The organism is Halostagnicola alkaliphila, assembly GCF_055379965.1.
The window spans coordinates 2884776-2909247 of the sequence record NZ_AP043826.1 but is presented as its reverse complement, the minus strand read 5'-3'; the positions used below and the strand labels follow the sequence as shown (position 1 = coordinate 2909247).

Here is a 24472-nt window from a genome sequence, read left to right as displayed (position 1 = left end):
CTGGTTACACAACACAGTTCAACTGTACGGTGACGAACCGTACCGCGGTTGTCACAGAAGCGTTTGATGGGAGAGAAAGCGCGGTGACAACGCGTTATTCATCCCGCAGATTCGTTTCGCTCCGCGGATTTGCCTCGCTCCGCGGATTCAGTTCGTTCGACGGTGTTCGCGCCGCTCCTTTCGGATCGCTGCACGTCGACGACGGAGACCGGTTCGTCGATGTAGAGCGCGAGGACGTCCCCCTCGAGTTCGACGACGACGCGAACCGCGAGCGGGTCCGTCGAGAGAACCGTCTCCGCCCACTCGTGGCCGACGTTCCAGATCGGGCGTTGGTGGACGTTTCGCTCGTGGTCGTGGGAAAAGGAGACGATTGCTGGATGGTCGAGAAATGCGAGTGAAACGGGACAACGGGCCTCGATGCCACAGCTATCACAGGCGAATTCGGCCTGTACGTGCTCCTCGTGTTCCGAGGGAAGCGTGTCGGCAGTTGGCGCGTCGGGCCTGACCAGCCGTGCGGAGATCTCACCGCTGCACTCCGGACAGATGCCGTCGGCCATGAGACCGAGTCGGTGACGGTGATACTGATCGAAGGCCTCGGGAAATTCCACGCCGTGGGCTTCGAGTCCCGAAGGGGGGAACCCGAGGCTCAAAAGCGATCGATCGCAGTTTCGACAGGCGACCGTGACGACGTTGTCGGTCGACCGGGCCGCGAGAGACTGCTCGCCGCAGAACGGGCACGCCTCCGAAAGTGAAACCGGCGGATGATCGACGCGCCGGGTGTAGGCGCCCGTCGAGATAGCCCGTGCGATCTTCAACCCCGCGTAGGTGAGTTCGTACCGCTCGTCGGCGTCTTTCCGAAGGTACGGGCCGACGAGTTGGTCGAGGTGGTACGCAAAGCCCGCTGAAGTATCGACGGACGACGCCTCAAACAACGCCGAGAAGGTACTCCCCGCGTCGTTTCCGTCGGTCCGCTCGAGCATCGTCTCGAGGATACCCATCCGGACTTCGTTGCCGAGCGACTGGAAGGCGTCGCTCGGTTCGGAGACGGTTTCGGCCGTCGCCGTCCGGGGTCCCTCGTCCGTCTCGTTCGCGTCCCCCATCGAGACCGGCTCGACGGTCGTCTCCGGACTCGATTCGAGATCGCCCCGGTGGCGGGATCCGTCGGACTCGTCCTCTGTCGTCATGTTCAGTATTCGCGGGGAAGAAAAATACGTCTTTGTGTCAGTAACCTCGTCTTCCGGAGTGAGTAGAGACTTCCGTGTCGATATTCCCCCAGCAGAAACTAATTTGGACGTCCTCGTTCAGGAACGATCGATCCCGTTTTCTCAGCTATTCGGGGAACTCGTCGATGAGCACGACCGCCTCCCCCTCGACGACGGTTTCGTCGGCGTCCTCGTCGCGGACGAGCGTCTCGAGCCGATACTGGTCGTTACCAAGCGAATCGACGATTTCGACCCGCGCCGAGACGCGGTCGCCGATCCCGACGGGGCCCTGAAACTCGAGGTCCTGGGAAAGGTAGATGGTGAGTCCGGGGAGGCGTGCGAGCGCGGCGCTGATGAGTCCGGAGACGAGGGTTCCGTGAACGATGCGTTTACCGAACCGCGTTTCGGCGGCGAACTCGTCGTCCAGATGGAGCCGATTCGTATCGCCGCTGATGTGAGCGAACGCTTGGACATCGTCCTCCGAGAGGGTTTTCTCGAAGGTGACGGTGTCGCCGACGCTGATGTGGTCGGGGCTGTCCGTAGTGCGTTCGAACTCCCAGTCGAGATCGGAGTACTCGACTGACGGGATCGCCGCCGAGACGATGTCCGCCGATTGTTCGACACCCGTGGGGCCGTTCGAGCGAGTCTCGTCGGAACTGGATCGACTCGAGCCGTCCTCATCCGAACCGTCCGTCACGATGGGAGGAACCATCGCGGATACCGCCGCTCGGTTTGCGGCGGCCGTGGTCTGGATGAAACTCCGAGTCATCGCGGACCAGGCGTCGGTCATGGCGGAAACGTCCGTTTTCCCCGAGTTCTGTTGGGACATCTGATCGATAACTATGCGAGTAGTCGTTAAGTCTTCTTTGGCTGAGAGGGAAACCGATTAATAACGGATGAAACGGTGTTACAGGACATGAAATAGCCGTTAACCGTAGAATGAGTAGACGTCTTGACGTATTTTCACTCCGGATTGTGAACCTGGCGTCCCATTCAAACACACTGAAATGCAATACGACCCATCAAATGTATTTCAATGGTATTCAATGGTGTCTGGTGGAAATGCTTATTACTGCTCGCCCCATTGGAACACGTGATGACGGACGACTCCGACCGGTCACCCTGGTTTCCGCCTGCGATGGTTACGGAGCAGATGCAGGAAGCCGGTGAGCAGGTCGCCCAATCCCAGCAGGAGCTGATGAAACAGATGATGCAGTCCGGTTCGACGAACCCCCTCGAGGGGATGTCGTCGTTTGGACCGATGAACATGGGCACCGCGACGTTCAAAGCGCGTGTCCAGAGCGGCGGCCGGGTCAGCATTCCCGGCCCGGAACGAGACGCCCTCGACATCGAGGAGGGAGACATCGTTCAGACGATCGTCGTTCCCGTCAAACGCGACCGAGAAGAGGACGAATAACATGACCCAGACCCCACTCACCCAACTGTTCGACGCACAGCGCACCGCAGTGAAACAGAGCCAGACACTCACCCACGACGCCGTCGAGGCCCAGAAGCAGTCGATCGACGCCTTCGCGACCGTCGTCGACTCCTCGAGTTCGATGCTCGAGCAGAACGCCGACCTGACGAAAGGAGCGATTCACGCATCCCTCGACGCCGTTGAATCGTCGCTTCCCGAGAACGCCGCAAACGTCGACGAACTCCACGAACTCGTCGACGAAGGCTTCGAGAACGCGACCGAGGCACAGGTCGAAACGCTCGAATCTGTCGTTGCCGCGGTCGAAGAATCCGGCGAGGCTTACGACGAGTTCGCCGACGGCTACACGGATGCCGTCGACAATTCGTTCGACGCGTTCCTCGACGCTCACGAGCAGGCCGAAGCCAACGTTACGGCCGTCGCCGAGAACGTCGAAGACGCCGCCGAGGAGTTCGACACCTCCGCGTAGCCCCGAAGCACTTTCACTCCCCAACCCACAATTTTATTCATGACAGACCCAGCATCCCAGGGCCACGACTGGAACGCGGCCGCCGAACAGTGGAACGAACAGTTTCTCGAGGCGCTCGAGCAGAACATGGAAGCGCAGGCCCAGTTCGTCGAGAGCTGGTCGGAGACGGTCGGCGAAGCCGCCGAAGAGAACGAGGTTTCCGAAGGCGTCGAAGGCTACGCTCGGGCCTACGAGACGTGGATGGACGCCTCACAGCAGATGGTCGACCGGATGAACGATCAGCTCGAGGGCGAAGACGTCGATATCGAAGAGTTCCGCGACATCTGGCTCAACACGGCCAACGACGCGTTCAAAGACGTGATGTCCACGACGGCGTTCGCCAAGATGACCGGCGAAACCGTCGGGGACGTTCTCGAGGCCCAACAACAGGCCGACGAAGCGGCCGAAACGACGCTCCGAACGCTCGGATTCGCGACGGAAAGCGACGTCGTCGAGGTCGGCGACCGACTCGTCGAACTCGAGCGACGCCAGCACGCCGTCGAGAACAAGCTGGATCGGGTCCTCGAGCATCTCGAGGACCAGTAACTGCGGATCATCCACACACAACGCATCCACACACGGACCCCACGCAATGAAAAACCCATACACACTCGCGATGGACATGCAACGGCAGGCCTGGGAAGGGGCCGCCGAACTCGCCGAGAAGAGCCGCGTCGCGCCCGAGCGGACCGAAACGCTCGAGAACGTCGAAGTCGGTCAGACGCCGAGCGAAGTCGTCTACGAGGAGAACAAACTCGAGCTGTTGCACTACGAGGCGAAGACCGAGGAACAACACAACGTGCCGATCCTCATCGTCTACGCCCTGATCAATAAACCCTACATCCTCGACCTGCAGCCGGATCGCTCGGTCGTCGGGACCCTGCTCGAAGCCGGCTACGACGTCTACCTGATCGATTGGGGCGAGCCCTCGGCGCTGGATCGCTCGCTCACGCTCGACGATTACGTCAACCGGTACATCGACAACTGCGTCGATACCGTCCGCGACCGGTCGGGCGAGGACGAGATCAACATTCTGGGCTACTGCATGGGCGGCACCAAGTCGGCCATGTACGCCTCGCTCTACCCGGAGAAGGTCAAGAACCTCGCGCTGATGGCCTCCGGACTCTGTTTCGCCGGCGACGGCGGCGTTCTCGAGCTGTGGGGTGCCGAGGACTACTACGACCCGGATCGGGTGACGAACACGTACGGAAACGTACCTGCCGAGTTCCTCGACGTCGGCTTCGCGTTGATGGATCCCGTCGCGAACAACGTGACGAAGTACGTCCGCTTCTACGACAACATGGACGACGAGGACTTTGTCGAGAACTTCGCGCGGATGGAGCGCTGGCTCTCGGAGGGAATCGACGTCGCCGGAGCCGCCTACGAGGAGTTCATCACAGACATCTACCAGGAGAACAAGCTGATGGAGAACGAGCTCGTCCTCGGCGGCGAACGCGTCGACCTCGAGAACATCGAGATGCCCGTCCTCCAGATCGTCGCGGAGTACGACCACCTCATTCCGCCGAACGCCTCGAAGCCGTTCAACGACGCGATCGCCTCCGAAGACACCGAGATCCTCGAGTTCCCGACGGGCCACATCGGCATGTCGGTCTCCTCGCGGAGCCACGACGAACTCTGGCCGCAGGTCTGTGAATGGTTCGAGGAACGATCGGGGACCGATCTCGAGGAGGAGTCCGATACCGACTCAGCCGAAGCGGACCCCGACGAATCCGACGCCGCGCTCGCGGCGGATGTCGAGGGGGACGAAGCCGGTGTGGACGACAGCGGAGTCGAGATCGAAATCGACGGCTCTGAAGGCGACGAGGATCTCACCGATCTTTCCGGCGTCGGCGACGCCTACGCCGAAGATCTCCGGGAAGCCGGAATCGAGACTTTCGACGACCTCGCCGCGGCGGACGCCGCCGATCTGGCTACGGAAACCGGAATCTCCCCGGCGCGACTCGAGGACTGGATCGAGCAGGCCGCCTCGAGATAGTTTCAGCGCGGAGATATCCTCAAACAGGCGACCTAAATAACCGGGTTATCCGCCCGCCGGATCGAATTCGTTTTCCAGTCTGTCGGCCGTTTCGTGTTTGTTTATTTTCCTGTACACGTCGAGGAGTTCCTCGAGTGGCAACAGCGGAATCTCTCGCTCGCCAGATGACTCGATCTCAACGGTATTCAGATCTACGAGCGGCTTCTGGTGGTCTTTTTCCCGGTCGGCGAATATCACTTCGAGTTCCTCCTCGCGAACTCGATACTCGTCGATCTGTGACTCGCCGACCTCGCGAGTTCGGACGAACCCGTCGGAACGCGCGTCTCGAAACCACTCGGCTCCCGAATTCGTGGTGAGAATATCGATATCGTTCGGATCGTCCTCGAGTCCTCGAAGAACCGAGTCGGTGCTTCCGATGACGCACCACGCCACGTCGTTCGGGACATCTGCCACGAGGTCGTCAAGAACCGCTTCTTGAGAATCGGATAGTGCCATCCGTTTCCCGTCCTCGGCCGCGGGTAATGACGTTTGTTGGTTAGCGGAAGTCGTGTTGATCGGTACGAGCCGCGAGAGTCGAGACTGTCACGACGGACCGAACGGTCGTCTCTCGACAGATTATGCGCAGTATTTTTATTCCGGGCTCTCACCGACAACGGAATCGCGGTTCGAGGCCACCGTTGTTCGGCCCTCTTCCGCTCTAATTATCCGTCGTCGATGCCCGGCAAACTGAGAGCCCGCACGTCATTATATAGGGCGTGGGGTACATTGTCTAGGTGGCTATGTCAATGGAGGGGCGAACCTGCGTCATCACCGGGTCGGCTCGAGGCATCGGCAGAGGGATCGCCGAATACCTCGGAGAAGAGGGGGCGAACGTCGTGATCAACTATCGAACGTCGGAGGGCGCGGCCCACGAAGCGGTTGACGCGATCGAAACGGCCGGCGGCTCGGCGGTCACCGCCCAGGCCGACGTCGCCGACCGCGCGGACGTCGAACACATGCGCGAGGTCTGTCTCGAGGCCTTCGGCCCGGCGGACGTGTTAGTGAACAACGCCGGGATCACGGCGGACCACCAGTTCACCGAAATGACTCGAGAGGAGTGGGACCGCGTGATGGACGTCAACCTCGGCGGGATGTTCAACTGCAGTCAGGTCTTCTACGACGACCTCTGGAACGCCGAGGAGGGCCGGCTGATCAACATCTCGAGCGTCGTCGGCAAACAGGGCAACTTCGGACAGGCGAACTACGCCGCGGCCAAGAGCGGGATGTTCGGCTTCACCCGCACGATCGCACTCGAGCTCGCACAGGGCGGCTCGACGGCCAACTGCGTGGCTCCGGGCTTTACCGCGACGGATATGGTCGAGACCGTTCCCGACCACGTCTTAGAGCGGATCGTCTCGAGCGTCCCCTTAGAGCGGCTCGCGGAAGTCGAAGATATCGCCGCGGTCGTTCGATTCCTCGCGAGCGAGGATTCGTCGTACGTGACCGGAGAAGTGATCGACGTCAACGGCGGCATGGATCTCTAACCGATTCGGCCCGATACTCGTTCGTCTCTTTGCCCTCCGAGTGACTACTGGACTTCTGTACGACCCGGCCCAACGCCATAACAGAGATTCATCGATAGCGGAACGAGAACGAGCGCCGCCGGAAACGTTAACAGTACGAGGGTGAACGGATCCGGCGGTGCAATGGTTGTGGCGAGCGCCCATGCGCCGGTCGCACCGATTCCGAACGAACCGGCCCACCGTTCGATCTTCGACGACGAATCCGTCCGCTCCGGGAGCCGCGTTCTGTACACGAGATACGCCGGGATCGCGATCGGTAAGAGAACGAACGTGAACAATCCCCAGAGGGACCCGCTCGCACCTCGAGCGCTGGCGTCCACCGCGACGGCGTAGCAGAGACACCAGGCCCCGGCGACGAGAAGGAGCAGGAACGCCAGTACCAAGAGCCCTGGAAGATCGATCGATCCGGAAACCATTGTGTTCTCGTCTGACAGGTGTTCGGATAAGTACCTTTCGTTCGCCCGAGAAGTGTCTGAAAGCTGTTTCGGAATTCGCTACTCGCTCGCGCGGTTGCGTTATCGATTCGCCCACCGCTCCGTCGAAGCGTTCACAGCTTCGTCGATCGATTTACAACTCCCGCTTTTCCTTCTCGAGCACTCGCACGTTCTCGATGCCCGTCGCCGGATACTGGCCGTCTTCGTCCTTCTCGACGGCTTTGACCATATCCCAGACGACGTTGAGTCCCGTCGTGACGCCTTCGAGGGCCTCCATCTCGCAACCCGTCTTGCCGGTCGTCTCGACGGCGACCTCGAGCGCCACGCGGTCGTCCTTGAGCGAAAAGCCGGTGTCGACGTTCGTGATCGGAATCTGGTGGCACATCGGGATCGTCTCCCAAGTGTGTTTGACGGCCTGAATCGCGCCGATTCGGGCGGTGGCGAGCACGTCGCCTTTCCCGATCTGGTCGTCGCGGATCGCCTCGAGGGTCGAGGGTTGGAGTCGGATTTCGCCCGCGGCGACGGCGCGGCGGCTGGTGTCGGGTTTGTCGCCGACGTCGACCATCTGCACGTCGCCGTCGTCGGTGGTGTGGGTGAGTTCGTCGGCGTCGGTATCGCCGGACTCCTCCGGAACGTTCGTCGGGTGGTCGTCGCTCATTCGTTACTCGCCCTCGTCGGTCTCGCCCCAAAGCACTGCTGGAATGTCCTCGAGCAGGTCGGACGCGAAGAATCCCTGTCCCATCCGTCCCGCCCGCACCTCACCCGCTCTCCCGTTGACGTAGGCACCCGCCGTGGCGGCCTCGAGCGGCTCCGCGTGCTCGAGCAGCCCGGCGACGATACCCGCGAGGAGGTCGCCGGTTCCGCCGACGGCCATCCCCGGTGTTCCGACCCGGCAGATTCGGGTACGTTCGCCGTCGGTCGCGACGTCGTCGACGCCCTTCGCGAGAACGACGTGGCCGAGGTCGGCGGCGAACTCCTCTATCTCCTCGGCGGCGGCCTCGAGGTCGTCCGTCTCCGGTCCGCCCATTCCCGCCAGTTCGCGACGGTTCGGCGTACAGACCAGCGTCGCCTCGGTCTCAAGGTCGGGTACGATCTCGAGGGCGTCGGCGTCGACGACCGCCGGGCCGGTGTAGGACTCGAGGAACCGGCGCGCGGCCTCGAGGGTTTCGTCGGCGGTTCCGAGTCCGGGGCCGAGGATCACCACGTCGTCGTAGCGTTCCGCGGTCTCGACGAGGGCCTCCACTTGCTCCGGAACGAGGCGGTCGCCCTCGTACGGTTGGACGATCAGATCCTCCGCGTAGGTCTGGATCTCGCCGCCGACGGTCTCCGGCGCGGAGACGAACGAGAGTTCCATGCCGCTCCGGAGAGCGGCCTGTGCAGCCAGCGCCGGGGCTCCGGTGTAGGGGCCGCCGCCGATGACGAACGCCCGTCCCGTTCGCCCGTCGGGTCGTGCGACGCGGAGATCGCCCGGACCGGCGTAACGCTCCGCGGCCGCCGGAATGCCGATATCCGCAACCGAGATATCGGCCGAGAGATCCTCGAGGCCGGGCTTCTCGTCGTGGAAGGTAACCACGCGGTCTGCTTCGACGCCGTTGTCGGCGTGGGCGTCGCGGCCGCCGGCGTCCGAATCCGCCGCCGCGTCGGCGTCGAACCCCGAGGGAACGTCGACCGCGATCACGGTCGCGTCGCTCTCGTTGATCTCGCGTGCGGCGGTCGCCTCGGGTTCGCGAAGCTCGCCGCTGATACCCGTTCCGAGCATCGCGTCGACGACAACGTCGGCGTCGGAGAGGTCGAGGAGATCTCCGTTCGAGAGCTGACGAGAGTCCGTCACCGTTCGCGTCTCGGCGTCCGCATTCTCGAGCGCGTCCCAGTTCTCCCGCGCGATTTCGGTACCGATCGCCGCTGGACGACCGAGCAGGAACGTGGCGCACTCGTAGGCCTCGAGGAAGCGAGCGGCGACGAACGCGTCGCCGCCGTTGTTCCCGCGGCCGGCGACGATCGCCACGGTTTCGCCCGGTTCGGCGACCTCCCCGACGGCCCGCGCGACGGCGTTTCCGCTCGACTCCATCAGCTGTTTCTGGGTGACGCCCAGCGCCGCCGCGTTTTCGTCGACGGCGGCCATTCGCTCGCCAGTGATCATGGTCGGTCTTCGACGGGCGGTCCGTTGAAGATTGCGGACAGGTTGATATCCTGCGACGCTTTCCTCGCCGCCGTTTCACTTCCGTTCCGGTGGCCAAACCCTCTTACCTACACGGACCGCAGACGCGTACAATGGATGGGAGCGCGCTGCCCGTCGACGACGAGCACCTGCAGTTCGATCCCTCGAGGGTCGAAATCGAGGATCGCGAGGTGTTCGACTTGCTCGAGCCCGCCCTCCAGGAGTGGTGGCTCGAGGAGTTCGGCGAGTACGTTCCCGAGAACGATGGCTTCTTCACGCCGCCACAGGAGGGCGCGATCCCGAAGATCCACGACGGGACGAACACGCTGATCTGTGCGCCGACAGGGTCGGGCAAAACGCTTGCCTCCTTTACCGCGATCATCAACGAACTCTTCGAGCGCGACCGGGAGGGAGAAGACGGGTTAGCGAATTCCGTCTACTGCCTGTACGTCTCGCCGCTCAAATCCCTCGCCAACGACATCCACCGGAACCTCGAGGTGCCGCTCGCGGGAATCGAGGAAATCGTCGAGGCCCGCGGGGAGTCGATGGGCGAGATTCGCCATGCGATCCGCCACGGCGATACGTCTTCGAACGACCGGCAGAAAATGCTCGAGGAGACGCCCCACATTCTGAACACGACACCCGAGACGCTCGCTATCCTGCTTAACTCGCCGAAGTTCCGGGAGAAGCTCAGGACCGTCGAGTACGTTATCGTCGACGAGATCCACTCGCTGGCGGGGAGCAAGCGCGGCACGCACCTCTCGGTGAGCTTAGAGCGACTCGAGGCGATGAGCGAAACGGAGATCACTCGAATCGGCTGTTCGGCGACCATCGAGCCGCTGTCTCGCGTCGCGGAGTTTCTGGTCGGCTACGAGGGTTCTGAGGGGCACGAAGCTGAGCCGAAGGCGGTCAACGACGATTCGAATACCGAAGAAGTCGAGTTGAAGCCAGCGGAGGACGAGCTCGACCACTCGGCGAACGAGTCCGATGACTCCACCTCGCTAAATCCCGATGTCGAGTTCGACCCCACAAGCGAACGAGAACGGGGGCCGCGACCCTATGAGATCGTCGACGCCAGATTCGCCCGAGAGTTCGATCTCCGACTCGAGTGTCCGACCGACGACCTGATCAATACGTCTCGAGAGGTCGTGCAGGGGAGGTTCTACGAACAGCTTCACGAGCACGTTCAAAACCACACGAACACGCTCGTGTTCACCAACACGCGCTCCGGCGCGGAACGCGTGCTCCACAACTTACGCGAGCGGTTCGACGAGTACGACGAGGACAACTCGGGCTGTCACCACGGCAGCCTCTCGAAGGGTGTCCGCCAGGAGGTCGAAGGGCAGCTCAAGGAGGGCGAACTGGACGTCGTCACCTCCTCGACCAGCCTCGAGCTGGGAATCGACATGCCCCACGTCGACCTCGTGGTGCAGGTCGGCTCGCCGAAATCTGTCGCCGCCCTCCTCCAGCGCGTCGGCCGGGCGGGACACCGCGTCGGCCAGACGGTAACGGGACGCGTGATCGCGCTGGATCGGGACGAACTCCTCGAGTGTGCGGTGATGCTCAAAAAGGCCGAGGACGGCTTCGTCGACTCGGTTTCGATTCCGGAGAACGCACAAGACGTCGCCGCCCAGCAGGTCTACGGGATGGCGATCGCCGAAATTCGACCCGAACGCGAGATGCGGACGATTCTCCGGCGAGCATATCCCTACCGGGACTACTCTGAAGACGAGTACGAGTCCCTAATGAGCTACCTCACGGCCGACTACGCCGGGATGGAGGATCGAAACGTCTACGCGAAGATCTGGCGGGACGAAAACGACCCGCCCGAGGGCGAGCACCACCACGAGGAGTTCCCCGTCGGCGAGCCTCTGATCGGCAAACGGGGGCGGCTGGCTCGAGTCATCTACATGACCAACATCGGAACGATCCCCGACTCCTTTACCTGTAACGTCCACACCAGGGCCAACGACGAATGGGTCGGCCAACTCGACGAAAACTACCTCGACACCTTGGAGAAGGGCGACGTGTTCGTCCTCGGGGGCAATCACTTCGAGTACCAGTACCGACGCGGTTCGAAGGTGTACGCCGATCGAACGAGCGCGCGCCCGACCGTTCCTTCGTGGTACTCCGAACGCCTGCCGCTCTCTTACGATCTGGGCTGTGAGATCCTCGCGTTCCAGCGAAAACTGCTCGCACACCACGCCGAGGGCGGCTCGCCGCGAGTCCGCGCGTGGCTCCGGGAGTTTCCCCTCGGTGACGACTGCGTTCGGGCGATCGCGCGGCTGTTCGACCACCAGCTTCGGTACGCGGGTCCCGAAAGCGTAAGCACCGAGAACCGACTCACCATCGAGGTCGAGCGCGACCGCGACGAGTACGAGCGCCACTACTACGTCCACTCGAACTACGGGCGGAAGGTCAACGACGGGCTCTCCCGGCTGTTTGCCTACCGCTGTGCACAGGAGGCGACCGCGAACGTCCGCGTCGCCGTCGCCGACAACGGCTTCGTCCTCTCGATGCCGCTCAACCGAAAGATCGACCTCGAGGGGATCGTCTCCGATCTCGAGGCCGCGCAGGTTCGCGATGACCTCCGAAACGCCATCTCCGGCACCGACCTGCTTCAACGGTACTTCCGGATCAACGCGACGAGAGCACTGATGATCTTGAAGCGGTACAAAGGCTACGAGAAATCGGCCAGCGAACAGCAGGTCTCGAGCGAAATGCTGCTCGGCTTTGCCGAAGACCTCGAGGAGTTCGCCGTGATCGAGGAAACGTACCGCGAACTCCTCGAGGACAAACTCAACGTCGAGGTGATCGAGGATATCATCGGACGCATCGACGACGGCGACCTCGCTGTCGAACGGCAGCTGCTGGATTCGCCCTCGCCTCGAGCGTTCGGCCTCGCGACGCTTTCGGCGAGCGATGTCGTTCTCGCTGAGGACGAGAGTGCCGCGTTACAGCGCTTTCACGAGCACGTACTCGAGGAGATCGGCGAAGAGTCGGTTCGGGGCCTCCCGACGGACGACTGAGTCGCATCGGTGACTGATCGCCGTCACGAGTGTATTGGACAGGTATCTTCCGTTTCGCCATTAGAAACACGTTCGCCACTCCTTCCCGACAGCCGCCCAATTTTAACACAGGTAAAGAATACCCAAAAATACTTTTCGTTGGAAATCGAGTGTGTGGTATGTCCTTTCAACTGACGGACGAACAGCGCGCGATCCGAAACAGCGTCAGGGAGTTCGGGAAAGAAGAGATCGAACCGGTCGCTCGAGAGCACGACGAGAACGGCAAATATCCCGCGGAGCTCGTCGAGAAGGCGGCCGAACTGGATCTCGTCGGAACCAGCATTCCGATCGACTACGGTGGCGCCGGCATGGACCTCCTCTCAGGCGTCGTCGTCACCGAAGAACTCTGGCGCGCGGATCCCGGTATCGGGAGCGCGATCGGAAGCCGAGCGTTCGGCGCGACGATGATCAACGAGTTCGGCGACGAGTGGATGAAAGAGGAGTGGCTACCGGCCATCGCCTCCGGAGAATCAGCGTGTGCGAGCGCGATCAGCGAACCCGCACACGGCTCGAACGTGGCGGGGATCGAGACGACCGCCGAAAAGACCGACGACGGCTACGTCATCAACGGCAACAAGATGTGGATCACGAACGGCACCGTCGCCGACGTCGCCGTCGTGATGGTCAAGACCGACCCCGGTGAAGGCCACAAGGGGATTTCCGCGATGCTCGTGCCGACCGATACGGAGGGGTTCTCCGCGGAGAAGATCGACAACAAGCTCGGCATTCGCGCCTCCGATCTGGCGGAGCTCATCTTCGACGATGTCTTCGTCCCCGAGGAAAACGTCGTCGGAACCGAAAACGGCGGTTTCTACCAGCTCATGGAGTTCTTCGCGTCGGGTCGAGTCAACGTCGCGGCCCAAGCGGTCGGCACCGCACAGGCCGCCCTCGACGCGGCTCTCGAGTACGCGGGCGAACGCGAGCAGTTCGGCCAGCCGATTTCGGAGTTCCAGGCGATCGAACACAAACTCGCGGAAATGGCGACCAACGTCGAGGCGGCTCGTTCGCTCACCTACCGGGCGGCCAGCTGTGCGATGGAGGGCGACGAGGAGATGGCCGCGAAGTTCGCCAGCATGGCGAAGCTGTTCGCGAGCGAACGCGCCGTCGAGGTCGCGGACGAGTCGATTCAGGTTCACGGCGGCTCCGGATACGTCTCGGACTACCCCGCCGAGCGGTACTACCGCGACGCCCGAATCACCAAGATTTACGAGGGCACCAGCGAGATCCAAAAGAACATCATTGCCGATAACCTGCTGTAGCTGCCCGCCCAACCAATTATAGCGAAAAAGACTATTATATTGATAGATCGAATTCCTGATCGAAACGCACACGTGATCCGACCCGAAACAAGCCAGTATGACTGAAGACGAGCCGCCGAACTGGGATTTCAAAGATCGCGATATCGCGATTCTCTGTGAACTGGCGGACGATCCCCAACTCTCCTCTCGAGAGTTGACCGACGTCCTGGCATCGGAGTACGATATCGAGGTCTCGCACGTCACCGTCAGCGAGTCGATCCGCCGAATGCGCGACGAAGGCGTCTTTCGAGAGGCGATCATCCCGAACGAGGAGTACTACATCTTCGCGCTGTTCGAGTTCAAGTTCAACACCGAACACTTCGCCGACAGTTGGCAGGAGGCGATGGAGTACATCCGCGAGGACAAGCACACGCTGTTTTTCTTCCTCTCGGACGGCGAGTACCAGTGGAAGACCGTGATGATGTTCCGAGACCGTCAGGAGGTCTCCCAGTGGATCCACGAGTGCTACAAAGATTACGGCGAAGTTATCGCGAACATCCGCAACTCCGCGGTTCACAACGTCCTCAAGTTCCGAACCGATCCGCGGATCTACGAGGATCTCCGCGAGGAGTAACGACGCGTTCAGGACCGACGCGAAGAGTAACAGCGCGTTCGAAACGAAACCAACTTTTCCGCTCGAGTCTCGCTACTCGCCTTCGAACTCGGGCTCTCGATCCTCGGCGAAGGCCATCGTTCCCTCCATCACGTCGTCCGTGCTAATCAAAAGCCCGAAACCCTGGCTCTCCATCGCGAGGGCGGCCTCCATGCTCGCGTCCTCGCCTTCGTTCATCACCTTCTTAGCGACCTCGAGGCCGATCGGCGGCCCGTTCCGCAGATCGCTCACGAACTCGTCGACGGTGTCGTCGAACTCCTCGCGGTCGACCGCGCGGTTGATCAGCCCCCAGTCCTGTGCTCGGTCGGCATCGATGTGCGAGCCGCGGAAGACGAGTTCCTTCGCTCGAGTCTCCCCGAGGATGCGCATGAGTCGCTGCGTGCCGCCACCGCCGGGGATCAGGCCGAGTCCGATCTCAGGTGCGCCGAACGACGACCGTTCGGTCGCGAGGCGCAGGTCGCACGCGAGCGCAAGCTCGAGGCCGCCGCCGAGACAGAAACCGTCGATCTTTGAGAGGACGGGCCGCGGGAAGTCGTTGACCGTCTCGAAAGCCGGCGTCACCTGCATCATGTCGGTCGGCTTCGTGCTGCTAAAGCCGGAGATGTCGGCTCCGGCGCTAAAGGCGCGATCGCCTGCACCTTCGATAGTCGCACAGCGAACCTCGTCAGTGTCGACCGTCGAAAAGAGATCGTCGACTTCCTCGAGTAGGTCCTCCGAGAGAGCGTTCATCCGGGACGGACGATCGAGTTCGATCTGCAACACGCCGCCCTCGAGGTCGACGTTTATGTTGTGGTAGGAATCGAGCCCTCCACCGTCACTATCGTACTCGTAGAAGCCCGCGCCAGCATCCTCGCCGGTTCGGCCCTCCTCGACGAGTTCCTCGAGATAGGGATGCGGTTCGAAGCGATCCGAGCCGATCTCTTCCTGGAGCGTCTCGAGTTTCTCGAGGATGGTGTCGATGCCGATCTTGTCCGCGCGGCGGCAGATGCCTTCGGGGAAACCGAGTCCGAGTCGGACGCCGGTGTCGACCTCTTCGGGCGTCGAGACGTTCTCACCGACGATGTACGCCGCTCGGTTCGCAAGCCGAGCTTCGATCCGGAGCGTGTCGAACCCGGTGCCGTCGCCGGGCTCGTAGTCTGGTCCGTCGCCGTCTTCGTAGTCGTAGAACCCTTTCCCGGTTTTCCGTCCGAGATTTTCGTTTTCGACCTTCCGCTCGATGATCGGCGGAACGGGGGTACCCCCTTCCTTCCGAACGTGGTAGCCGACGTCGATGCCGGTCAGATCGGCGAGTTCGAACGGCCCCATGGGATAGCCCCGCTGATGGGCCATCGCCGCGTCGGCTTCGCGGATCGTCGCTTCGTCTTCGGAGACCATCCATGCCGCTTCGCCGCCGAAGGGGCCGAGGACGGTGTTGACGACGAACCCGCGGATATCCTTGCGAACGTAAATCGGGGTCTTGCCGATGGATTCGACCCACTCGTAGCCGGCTTCGGCGACATCGTCTGTCGTCCGTTCGCCGTAGATGACCTCGACGAGGTCCATCTTTACCGGCGGGTTGAAAAAGTGCAGTCCGAGGACTCGCTCCGGCGTTTCGAGGACTTCCGCGATATCGCTAATCGGCAGACTCGAGGTGTTCGACGCCAAGAGCGTGTCTTCGTCGGTCAGCTGCTCGAGATCGGTGAAGATGTCGTGTTTCAACTCGAGGTTCTCGGGGGCGGCCTCGATCACCAGATCGGCGTCGGAGACGGCCTCACCGAGATCAGTGGTCGTCTCGATCCGATCGAGGATGGCCGCCGCCGACTCGTCGAGCCGGTCTTTCTCCTCGAGTTTCTCGAGACTCCACGCGATCTGGTCGTAGCCGTCGTCGACGAGTTCGACTTCGATGTCCCGCATGGTGACGTCGTAACCGGCCATCGCGGTGACTTCGGTGATCCCGTGACCCATGTTTCCTGCGCCCAGAACGGCGACACGGTCGATGGTTCCGTATGACATAGTTGTCGTGTCGGTCGATAGCGCCTTAATTCCTCCGAACTATCATTACCAATGTTAAGATGCATTCGAGAGTTTGAACAGATCGTATCTGTCTCGATAAGATGGGTGAACGACGGTAATTTTGGTGCGGGTCAGCGAACTCCTATAGCGGCTCCTCGCCGTCGATGATCCGTTTGGCTCGAGCGGCCAGCGCCGGGACCCGATCTTCCATCTTCGGGTACATCGGATCGTCGCTGTTGCCCTCGAGGTAGCGCCGGAAGAACATCTCGCCGAGGCCGGCGAGTTTGTAGACGGCGAGCGCGCGATAGAACCGATCTTTCTCGAAGCTAAACCCGGTCTGGGACTCCCAGCGCTCGGCCAGTTCGGTACGACTCGAGTAGCCCTCTCGTTCCATGAACCGCGTCGTCAACTCCGGAATGGACGGTTCGGGGTCCTTGGAATCGCGCCAGTACGAAAGCATCCACCCCAGATCCGCGCGCGGATCGCCGAGGGTTGCCATCTCCCAGTCGAAGACGCCGATCAGCTCGGGCGTCTCACTCGGTCCGAACATCACGTTGTCGAGCTTATAGTCGCCGTGGACGAGCGTGTGCGGGTGCTCTTCGGGAACGTTCTCCTGAAGCCACTCGCCGACGTCGTACAGATCCGGCACCTCGCGTTCCTCGGCGGTCACGTCGAAGGCCCACATGAGCTGCTGGCCCCAGCGGTCGACTTGTCGTTGCGTGTAGCCGGCCGGGCGTCCGAACTCGCCCAGACCGACCGATTTGTAGTCGAGCTCGTGGATCGTCGCCAGCGTGTCGACGAGCTCTTCGCCGATCCGCGCTCGAGCGTCGGGGTTCGCGAAGCGCTCGGGTTCGTGTTCCCGAAGGACGTCGCCCTCGAGCCGTTCCATCACGTAGAAGTCGCTCCCGATAATATCGTGGTCTTCGCACGCGAGCAGCGGCTCCGGGACGGGAATATCGGTGTAGGCGACGGCGTTCGTCACCCGATACTCTCTAAGCACGTCGTGGGCCGTATCCGCGGTTTCGCCCGGCGGCGGCCGCCGGATAACCAGTTCCCTGTCGCCCCACGTGACGAACAGCGTCTCGTTCGAGTGGCCTTCGCGGTGTCGGCGGACCTCGTAGTCCTCGACCGACTCGAGGCCGTCGTCGAGGAACGCCGCCAGCGCGCCTTCATCGACCAGCCGTTCGTAGTACTCGTCGCTCATAGCCTTTCGCCGATCGTTTTGCCGCCGTTTGGACGCGAGCGCTCGCCGTCCGCTTCGATCCTGTTCGACATAGGTGTGTTCGCTACTGTCTGGCTGGTTAACGAAAATAGTTTCGACGAGAACAATATCTTACAATGTTTCGCCACGTGGAACGTCGAGTGTCCCGACGGTGCGGTAGCTCCGGTGGACGCCAACCAAGTGTGTCGACTGCGTTCACGCGCCGTCGACGATTTCGAGCACCTCCCGCGGATCTTCGATCCGGTATGAGACGGCTGGCCCCTCGTCCGCGCCGAACGCGACGCCGTGCAGTCCCGCCTCGGCGGCCCCCTTCACGTCGTGTTCGTACCGGTCGCCGATCATGAGCGATCGTTCGGGGGCGACCCCCGCTTTCTCGAGCGCGGTTTCGAACATCGCCGGATCGGGTTTGGTCCGGCCGACCTCCTCCGAGGTCGTGATCGAGTCGAACTTCGACCGGACGCCGAAGCGCTCGAGCATTCGCTTCCCTTCGGCGTCATCGACGTCGCTGATGACGCCGACGTGGAGATCGCGCTCTGCGAGGTCCTCGATCGTCTCGGGTGCGCCGGGAATCGGCTCGATGGACTCGCCCACGGCGGCTTCAAAGGTCGGCTTCCACTCGTCTCGTGAAACGTCCTCGCCGACGAGCGCATCGACGGCGCGGGCGTAGCCTTCCCGAGCCGAACGAAATTCCGTCCCGTCTCGGTCGCGGAAGTAATCGCCGACCGTCGTTTGCCACGTCTCGAGGGCCTGCTCTCGACTCATCTCGAGGTCGTAGCGCTCCGCGAGGTCGGAGACGAACGAGTCGTGGGCCGCCTGCACCGATTCGAGTTCGAGAATCACGCCGCCGATGTCCCAAAAGACGGCGTCCCACTGGTTCCGTCCTCGTTCGCGACCGGAGCCGTCGATCTCGTTTTCGGTCATCGTCGATCACGTCGTCGAATCGTCGAGCGGTCGATCTCCTCGAGCGTCCGGCAGCCCGCGAGTCCGACGGTGAGGTCCAGATCCGCGAGGAAGTTCCCGAGCACCGATCGGACGCCGTCTTCGCCGCCGACCGCGAGTCCGTAGGCGTAGGGCCGCCCCAGCAGGACGGCGTCGGCACCCAGCGCGAGTGCCCGAAACGCGTCGCTTCCACGCCGAATTCCGCTGTCGAAGAGGAGCGGAACGGTTCCGTCGACGGCCTCGACGACTCCAGGCAGGGCCTCGAGGGCGGGAATCGCGCCGTCGATCTGGCGACCGCCGTGGTTCGAGACCACGATCCCGTCGACGCCGCGAGCGACGGCCTCGCGTGCGTCGTCCGGGTGGAGAATCCCCTTGAGGATAATCGGGAGGTCGGTCTTCTCCTGAATGAACTCGAGGTCGTCCCATATCAACGACGGATTGCCGAAGCAGTCGGTGAAAGACTCGAGCGCGTCGACGAGGTTGTGCTCGGGTTCGCCGTCGATCCGCTCGCAAAACGCGGGATCCTCGAAGTAGTTCGTGACGCCTTCGCCCTCGAGGAAGGGGAGGTAGCCGAGTTCGATGTCGCGCTCGCGCCAGCCCATCTTGGGCGTATCGAGGGTGACGACGATAGCCTCGTACCCGGCGTCTTCGGCGCGCTCTATGAAGCTCGCGGCGACGTCCCGATCGGAGCTCCAGTAGAGCTGGAACCAGCCCGGCGAGTCGCCGAGTTCGTCCGCGATTGCTTCGAACGTGTGCGAAGCGACGGAGCTACAGACGAAGGGGATATCGAACTCGCTCGCCGCACGTGCGACGGCGAGTTCGGCTTCCTCGTGCAGGATTCCCTGGACGCCGATAGGCGCGAGCAACACGGGGGCGGGAAGCTCCGTGTCGAACAGCTCGAGCGAGAGGTCGCGCTCGGCGATATCCCTGAGCATCCGCGGAACGATTCGCCACTCGTCGAACGCCCGGTCGTTGGCCTCCATCGTCGACTCCGAGCCCGCGCCGCCGGCGACGTAGGCGGCCGCTTCGTCGTCGAGTTCCTCGAGGGCTCGTTGCTCTAAGTCCTCGAAGGAGACCGGATACTCCGGTAATTCGTTTCGGAGCATCCCGCTCCGGTAGATCTCTTCCTGTCGGTTCGGTCCGTACTCGATCTGATCTGGTGGTGGTTGCTCGTCGGACATATGCTTCTCCTGCGGACGCGTTCGGGTGCCGACCGTGTTCGTTCGATTATCGCGTCTATTTCGCGTTTCCAGTTTCGTCACCTACCCGACCGATTGTCCGCGTGTGCGTGACTGTGCCAATGAAGGGGATCCACTTAACGATACGGTGACCATACCCATCTTTATTAACAGTGTATTCGTATCCTACCATGGAGCTAACAATGGTAATGTATCAGTCGCGGCCAACATTGACTCGCGAAGGTGAGCGTCGATGAGTACCGACCAGTTCAGCGTCGATGGCGACGTCGCCATCGTGACGGGTGCCTCGAGCGGGATCGGGAAGGCAATCGCGGAATCGTTCGCGGCCGACGGCGTCGACGTCGTGATCTGCTCGCGCGAACAGGGCAACGTCGATCCGGTCGCCGAGGGAATCGTCGATAGCGATCGGCCGGGCGACGCCGTCGCCGTCGAGTGCGACGTAACCGACCGCGACGCCGTCGAGGCGCTGGTCGAGACGACCGTCGAGGAGTTCGGCGGACTCGACGTGCTGGTGAACAACGCGGGCGCGTCGTTCATGGCCAGCTTCGACGATATCAGCCCGAACGGCTGGGAGACTATCGTCGACATCAACATCAACGGCACCTATCACTGCACGCACGCCGCCGCCGAACACCTCAAAGAGGGCGGCGGGTCGGTCATCAATCTTGCCAGCGTCGCGGGACAGAAGGGATCGGCGTACATGAGCCACTACGGCGCGGCCAAGGCGGCCGTCATCAACCTGACGACGTCTCTGTCCGCCGAGTGGGCCGGCGACGACGTTCGAGTCAACTGCATCGCGCCCGGTTTCGTCGCCACGCCCGGCGTCGAGAGCCAGATGGGCGTCTCCGCGGACTCGATCGATCGCTCCGAGGTCGACCGGCAGATCGGTACCGTCGAAGAGATCGCCGACGTCACGCAGTTCCTTGCGAGCCCGGCGGCGTCGTACCTCGTCGGCGAGACGCTGACCGTGAAAGGCGTTCCAAGGGTCGAGGAATCGCCGGACGTATGAGCGCTCGAGATGGACGTCGAACGATGACCGCTCGAGACGTCCACCTCCCGGTCGCCGCACAGCCGAGCGTCGATTCGCTCGTCGAGTACGCGCAGTTGGCCGAAGACGGCGACTACGATTGCGCGTGGTTGCCCGAGACGTGGGGACGCGACGCGGTGACGGTGCTCACGTCGATCGCCGAACGAACCGAGACCATCGATCTCGGCTCGAGCATCGTCAACACCTACTCGCGCTCGCCCGCCCTGCTGGGACAGACCGCGGCCACGCTACAGGAGGTTTCGGACGGGCGCTTTCGTCTCGGCATCGGGCCGAGCGGCCCCGTCGTCATCGAGAACTGGCACGGCGTCGAATTCGACGGGCCGCTTCGGCGTACTCGGGAGTACGTCGAAATCGTCCGGCAGATACTCTCCGGCGAGCCGGTCGAGTACGACGGCGAGCAGTTCTCGCTGTCGGGTTTCAAACTCCGAAGCGAGCCCCCGGAGCGAACGCCGCCGGTCGAAGTGACCGGAATGGGTCCGAAAGCCGTCGAACTGGCCGGGCGATTCGCGGACGGCTGGCACGCGATCATGTTCACGGCGAGTGGCATGGACGACAGACTCGAGGACCTCGAACGCGGCGTCGACCTCGGCGACCGCTCGCTCGAGGACGTGGACGTGACGGTGGGCGTGACCTGCTGTGTCCTCGAGGACGCCGAACGGGCGCGGGAACTCGCCCGTCAGCACGCCGCCTTCTACATCGGCGGCATGGGGACGTACTACCGCGACTCGCTGGCTCGCCAGGGATACGATCAGGCCGAAACGATCCACGACGCGTGGCAGGAGGGCGAGCGCGAGCGCGCAACTGCGGCGCTCGACGACGAACTGCTCGACGACCTCTGTGCCGCGGGCGATCGCGAGACGGCTCGAGAAACCTTGGCGGCGTTCGAGTCGCTCGAGGGCGTCGACTCCGTCGCCGTGAGTTTCCCCCGCGGCGCGAGCGAGGACGAGGTTCGCGAGACGATGTCGGCGCTCGCGCCCGACGAGCGTTCGAACTGAGGTCCGCGCTCGGCATCGCTCTCGAGACTCGCCTCGGATTGCGAGCAAATTGACCCAGCCCAGCCACGCTTTCGCCCCACTTTTAACACGCCGATCGGTGTAGGGTGTCCCGATTCGCATGGACATCACAGTCGAAGACGCGCAGGTCGTCGTCGATTACGAAGGGACCGATTACCGATTCGACGTGATCGGTGAGAACGAACTCGAGTTCGCGGCCTCGAGCGGGGAAGACGCAGCAGCGCCCGAGGGCGTGATCGAGTCGCTCGAAACTCGAGGGTACATCGTTCGCCCCTGAGCGAACTGTCGTGACCGTGTTTTCCGTTCGGACGATCTCCCAGCAAAAAATCGCGCTTCGGACGAGTGCTATTCGAACTGTCCGACGGCTCGCTCGTAGCGATCGGACGGCTCCTCCCAGTCGACGACCTCGAAGAAGTTTTCGACGAAGTCGCCGCGCGCTGGGCCGTAGTCGTGGTAGTAGGAGTGCTCCCAGACGTCGAGCGCGAGGATCGGATGGCTTCCCCAGAGCGCTCCCTGATCGTGCTTGTCGACGACGACGTTGCGAAGCTGGTTCGAGAAGCTGTCGTAGACGAGCAACGCCCAGCCGCCGGCCGCGGACGCCGCAGCTTCGAACTCTCCTTTCCACGCCTCGTAGGAGCCGAAATCCTCCGCAATTCGGTCGGCGAGCTCCCCGTTCGGCTCGTCACCGCCCTCGGGCGACATGTTCTGCCAGAACAGGTCGTGGAGAACGTGACCGGAACCGTTGTGCGTTACGTTGCGGAGCGCGCCGGCCGACGAGGAGAAGTCGCCATCTCCGCGGTTCGCCTCGAGGGTTTCTTCGGCGCTGTTCCAGCCGTTGACGTAGCCCTGGTGGTGGGTGTCGTGGTGCCACGTGAGGACCTGTTCGGAGAGGTGCGGTTCGAGCGCGTCGTAGTCGTACGGAAGCGGATCGAGTTCGTAGTCAGTCATTGTTGATAGCGTTCGTTCGGAGGCACGAAATCGAGATAAGGATTCCCTGAAATTCGTTTTTGTAAGTTCGAAGGAGCTCTCGCTGGAAACCCTAACGACGCGGGGAACAGGACTCGAGAAACCGACTATCGCAAATTATCGGTCGAGAACGTACAGGGCGAAGAACGCGATCGCGGCGCCGGTTTCTGCGATCTTCGTCGACAGTGCAGTCACGTCGTCCCGTAGGTGATCGATAACGACCTCGTGGGCGGCGCCGTCGTGATCGTGGTCATCATCGTGGCTGTGGTCGTCTCCATTGTGGTCGTGTCCGTGATCGTCTCCGTTGTGATCGTGACCATCCCCGTTGTGGCTGTGATCATCGCCGTTGTGGTCGTGTCCGTCGCCGCTTCCGGGATCGTGCATGTCGACGCCGGTCGCCGTCTCGAAGTACCCCAGCGCGTGAACGTCGGCGTAGGCGAACAGGTGCAAAACCATGAGCACACCGCCAGCCAGAAAGACCGTCGGTGGGGCAAGTGTTCCTCGAGCGAGGGAAACGAGGAGAGCGACGACGAGTACGGCACTGACGATGAACAGTATCGGGACGACACTCAGCGCGCCGTCGGCGACTGAACCGAGGAGACCTTCGAACCCGATGATGAGATGTGCAAATGCCGAAAAGCCGGCGAGCACGACCGCAGCGCCGAGAAGAATCGCGCGTCGTTCCATTGTGTCGGTAGCAGACAGTACACCGATAAACGAGTTGTGGTACGAACGCCGAAAAAGCGAGAGCGAAAAGACCCCTCGTTCGTAACGGTGGTGTATGCAACCGGTTACGGACGCAGCTGGATTCGCGTCTACTGGGTCGACTCCGTCGCCATTCACCGAGTCGGGCCACTGGATTCCACGCGACTCGAGTCTTCCGTTGATCGGTAGCCGGAACCCGGAAACGATCCTCCACGGTCGTCCCGAAACGGTCGTCCTCGAGAGTTCGATCGGGTCGGGCGAGGTCGACTGGCATCTGGCGCTGTTGCTTGCAATTTCTGCGATCGGTGCGTTGATCGTGTTCACGTTGGCCGCAACGGCGTTTCGCCGACGAAAGTCGCTTCCGTACCTGTTAATCACGGCCGCGCTCGGAGCGCTCGTCTTGCGTCCCATCGTGGGTGCCGGGACGGTGCTCGGCCACGTACCGATGGGGGTTCACCACACGATCGAACACCTGCTCGACGTCGTTATTGCGGGATTCTTGATCGCCGCAGTTCTCGCCGTCGGCTCTCTCGAGGCGGATTCGAACGCTGACACGGCGTCTGTTGAGGAAGACAAATAAACGACACCAGAGCACGAATCGAGGACGAAATCGGCACCGACCCCGGAATACACTTCAACGCGCTCGTGAGGGATCTCTCGCTCGCACCGGAACAGATCCAGTACCACGTCCGGCGACTGATCGACGACGACCGAGTGGTTCGACACGAACGGTTCGGTCGGACGCACTACTACCCACCCGAGTACGGCGAATGGGAGCGCGACGCCGTCGCGGTCCTCCGTTGAGAACCGCCGGCGGGATCGCAATGACGCTCTACTCTCGAGAGTCCGCCCGTCCGGGGGAGCTGACCGAAGCTCTCGACGTCCCTCGAAGCACGCTCGAGCACCACCTCTCTCACCTGGAAGATTGCGGCGTCGTCGAGCGCGAGTACGTCCGCGGTAATCGCGTTTCGCTCTCGCTTGCGCGCCCCTCGGAGACGGCGGCCCTGCTCGAGGCAATCTCTCCAGCGCCCGGCACGCGACTGGTCGACTCGCTGTTTGACGAAGAGTGAGCCGGTGCTCGTTCCTGAGCTTCACTCGACTCATTCGAGTTCGG

The 24472-nt window shown here is 62.4% G+C and carries 26 protein-coding genes; 14 read left to right on the top strand and 12 right to left on the bottom strand.

The annotated features are described in order from the left end of the window. Positions 1–98: 98 nt before the first annotated feature. On the bottom strand, positions 99–1184 hold the full coding sequence (locus tag ACZ5C7_RS19835; protein WP_464377986.1) for a DUF7351 domain-containing protein: 1086 nt from the start codon (positions 1182–1184) through the stop codon (positions 99–101). Positions 1185–1329: 145 nt separating this feature from the next. Beyond that, positions 1330–2031, bottom strand: a complete 702-nt coding sequence (locus ACZ5C7_RS19830) for a MaoC family dehydratase (protein WP_464377985.1) — start codon at positions 2029–2031, stop codon at positions 1330–1332. 267 nt (positions 2032–2298) lie between these two features. Between ACZ5C7_RS19830 and ACZ5C7_RS19825 the strand changes: the two genes are divergently transcribed. Genes ACZ5C7_RS19825 through phaC form a run of 4 tightly spaced genes read left to right on the top strand, consistent with a single transcriptional unit; the run spans position 2299 to position 5141 of the window. Continuing rightward, a complete protein-coding gene (locus tag ACZ5C7_RS19825; protein ID WP_464377984.1) occupies positions 2299–2619 on the top strand; it encodes an AbrB/MazE/SpoVT family DNA-binding domain-containing protein in 321 nt (106 codons plus the stop codon). Position 2620: 1 nt separating this feature from the next. After that, the gene (locus tag ACZ5C7_RS19820) at positions 2621–3106 is read left to right on the top strand and encodes a hypothetical protein (RefSeq protein WP_464377983.1); all 486 of its coding nucleotides are present in this window, start codon (positions 2621–2623) and stop codon (positions 3104–3106) included. Positions 3107–3145: 39 nt separating this feature from the next. Next, complete coding sequence (locus ACZ5C7_RS19815; protein WP_464377982.1) at positions 3146–3691, top strand: poly(R)-hydroxyalkanoic acid synthase subunit PhaE; 546 nt, start codon at positions 3146–3148, stop codon at positions 3689–3691. A 46-nt stretch (positions 3692–3737) separates the two neighbouring features. Next, positions 3738–5141 (top strand): class III poly(R)-hydroxyalkanoic acid synthase subunit PhaC, encoded by a 1404-nt coding sequence (gene phaC / locus ACZ5C7_RS19810; protein WP_464377981.1) that lies wholly within the window; start codon positions 3738–3740, stop codon positions 5139–5141. A gap of 45 nt (positions 5142–5186) precedes the next feature. On the opposite strand, the gene ACZ5C7_RS19805 is transcribed toward phaC, so the two are convergent. Next, a complete protein-coding gene (locus tag ACZ5C7_RS19805) occupies positions 5187–5636 on the bottom strand; it encodes a hypothetical protein (protein WP_464377980.1) in 450 nt (149 codons plus the stop codon). Between the two features lie 284 nt (positions 5637–5920). Between ACZ5C7_RS19805 and ACZ5C7_RS19800 the strand changes: the two genes are divergently transcribed. Further along, positions 5921–6664 carry a beta-ketoacyl-ACP reductase gene (locus ACZ5C7_RS19800; protein ID WP_464377979.1) on the top strand — a complete coding sequence of 248 codons (744 nt, stop codon included), beginning with the start codon at positions 5921–5923 and terminating at the stop codon, positions 6662–6664. Between the two features lie 44 nt (positions 6665–6708). On the opposite strand, the gene ACZ5C7_RS19795 is transcribed toward ACZ5C7_RS19800, so the two are convergent. The 3 genes from ACZ5C7_RS19795 to ACZ5C7_RS19785 all read right to left on the bottom strand — a co-directional run bounded on the left by ACZ5C7_RS19795 (position 6709) and on the right by ACZ5C7_RS19785 (position 9277). Further along, complete coding sequence (locus ACZ5C7_RS19795) at positions 6709–7119, bottom strand: hypothetical protein (protein ID WP_464377978.1); 411 nt, start codon at positions 7117–7119, stop codon at positions 6709–6711. Between the two features lie 151 nt (positions 7120–7270). Continuing rightward, positions 7271–7795 carry a cyclic pyranopterin monophosphate synthase MoaC gene (gene moaC, locus ACZ5C7_RS19790; protein WP_464377977.1) on the bottom strand — a complete coding sequence of 175 codons (525 nt, stop codon included), beginning with the start codon at positions 7793–7795 and terminating at the stop codon, positions 7271–7273. A 3-nt stretch (positions 7796–7798) separates the two neighbouring features. Next, positions 7799–9277, bottom strand: coding sequence for an NAD(P)H-hydrate dehydratase (locus ACZ5C7_RS19785; protein WP_464377976.1), 1479 nt, complete (start codon positions 9275–9277; stop codon positions 7799–7801). 131 nt (positions 9278–9408) lie between these two features. Here ACZ5C7_RS19785 and ACZ5C7_RS19780 point away from each other — a divergent pair, with 131 nt between their 5' ends. The 3 genes from ACZ5C7_RS19780 (at position 9409) to ACZ5C7_RS19770 (ending at position 14235) form a co-directional block, all read left to right on the top strand. Further along, on the top strand, positions 9409–12324 hold the full coding sequence (locus ACZ5C7_RS19780) for an ATP-dependent helicase (protein ID WP_464377975.1): 2916 nt from the start codon (positions 9409–9411) through the stop codon (positions 12322–12324). A 158-nt stretch (positions 12325–12482) separates the two neighbouring features. Then, entirely contained in the window at positions 12483–13622 is a 1140-nt protein-coding gene (locus ACZ5C7_RS19775) for an acyl-CoA dehydrogenase family protein (RefSeq protein ID WP_464377974.1), read from the top strand. 97 nt (positions 13623–13719) lie between these two features. Next, a complete protein-coding gene (locus ACZ5C7_RS19770; protein ID WP_464377973.1) occupies positions 13720–14235 on the top strand; it encodes an Lrp/AsnC family transcriptional regulator in 516 nt (171 codons plus the stop codon). A gap of 72 nt (positions 14236–14307) precedes the next feature. On the opposite strand, the gene ACZ5C7_RS19765 is transcribed toward ACZ5C7_RS19770, so the two are convergent. The 4 genes from ACZ5C7_RS19765 to ACZ5C7_RS19750 form a co-directional block, all read right to left on the bottom strand. Next, complete coding sequence (locus ACZ5C7_RS19765; protein ID WP_464377972.1) at positions 14308–16266, bottom strand: 3-hydroxyacyl-CoA dehydrogenase/enoyl-CoA hydratase family protein; 1959 nt, start codon at positions 16264–16266, stop codon at positions 14308–14310. Positions 16267–16408: 142 nt separating this feature from the next. Continuing rightward, positions 16409–17470 (bottom strand): phosphotransferase family protein, encoded by a 1062-nt coding sequence (locus ACZ5C7_RS19760; protein WP_464377971.1) that lies wholly within the window; start codon positions 17468–17470, stop codon positions 16409–16411. Between the two features lie 213 nt (positions 17471–17683). After that, a complete protein-coding gene (locus ACZ5C7_RS19755) occupies positions 17684–18409 on the bottom strand; it encodes an HAD family hydrolase (RefSeq protein WP_464377970.1) in 726 nt (241 codons plus the stop codon). Then, positions 18406–19608 (bottom strand): alpha-hydroxy-acid oxidizing protein, encoded by a 1203-nt coding sequence (locus tag ACZ5C7_RS19750; RefSeq protein WP_464377969.1) that lies wholly within the window; start codon positions 19606–19608, stop codon positions 18406–18408. The genes ACZ5C7_RS19755 and ACZ5C7_RS19750 overlap by 4 nt, the downstream gene beginning before the upstream one ends. A gap of 250 nt (positions 19609–19858) precedes the next feature. Between ACZ5C7_RS19750 and ACZ5C7_RS19745 the strand changes: the two genes are divergently transcribed. The 3 genes from ACZ5C7_RS19745 (at position 19859) to ACZ5C7_RS19735 (ending at position 21964) form a co-directional block, all read left to right on the top strand. Next, entirely contained in the window at positions 19859–20635 is a 777-nt protein-coding gene (locus tag ACZ5C7_RS19745) for an SDR family NAD(P)-dependent oxidoreductase (RefSeq protein ID WP_464377968.1), read from the top strand. A gap of 23 nt (positions 20636–20658) precedes the next feature. Further along, positions 20659–21669 (top strand): TIGR04024 family LLM class F420-dependent oxidoreductase, encoded by a 1011-nt coding sequence (locus ACZ5C7_RS19740; RefSeq protein ID WP_464378483.1) that lies wholly within the window; start codon positions 20659–20661, stop codon positions 21667–21669. A gap of 118 nt (positions 21670–21787) precedes the next feature. Further along, complete coding sequence (locus ACZ5C7_RS19735; protein ID WP_464377967.1) at positions 21788–21964, top strand: hypothetical protein; 177 nt, start codon at positions 21788–21790, stop codon at positions 21962–21964. 68 nt (positions 21965–22032) lie between these two features. Here ACZ5C7_RS19735 and sod read toward each other — a convergent pair whose 3' ends face one another. Next, positions 22033–22635, bottom strand: a complete 603-nt coding sequence (gene sod / locus ACZ5C7_RS19730) for a superoxide dismutase (RefSeq protein WP_464377966.1) — start codon at positions 22633–22635, stop codon at positions 22033–22035. A 135-nt stretch (positions 22636–22770) separates the two neighbouring features. After that, the gene (locus ACZ5C7_RS19725; RefSeq protein ID WP_464377965.1) at positions 22771–23340 is read right to left on the bottom strand and encodes a hypothetical protein; all 570 of its coding nucleotides are present in this window, start codon (positions 23338–23340) and stop codon (positions 22771–22773) included. A 94-nt stretch (positions 23341–23434) separates the two neighbouring features. Here ACZ5C7_RS19725 and ACZ5C7_RS19720 point away from each other — a divergent pair, with 94 nt between their 5' ends. Genes ACZ5C7_RS19720 through ACZ5C7_RS19710 form a run of 3 tightly spaced genes read left to right on the top strand, consistent with a single transcriptional unit; the run spans position 23435 to position 24428 of the window. After that, positions 23435–23938, top strand: a complete 504-nt coding sequence (locus tag ACZ5C7_RS19720) for a DUF7471 family protein (protein WP_464377964.1) — start codon at positions 23435–23437, stop codon at positions 23936–23938. Beyond that, positions 23935–24162, top strand: a complete 228-nt coding sequence (locus ACZ5C7_RS19715) for a hypothetical protein (protein WP_464378482.1) — start codon at positions 23935–23937, stop codon at positions 24160–24162. Before ACZ5C7_RS19720 ends, ACZ5C7_RS19715 begins: the two co-directional genes overlap by 4 nt. A 20-nt stretch (positions 24163–24182) precedes the next feature. Further along, entirely contained in the window at positions 24183–24428 is a 246-nt protein-coding gene (locus tag ACZ5C7_RS19710) for an ArsR family transcriptional regulator (RefSeq protein ID WP_464377963.1), read from the top strand. Positions 24429–24472 lie beyond the last annotated feature (44 nt).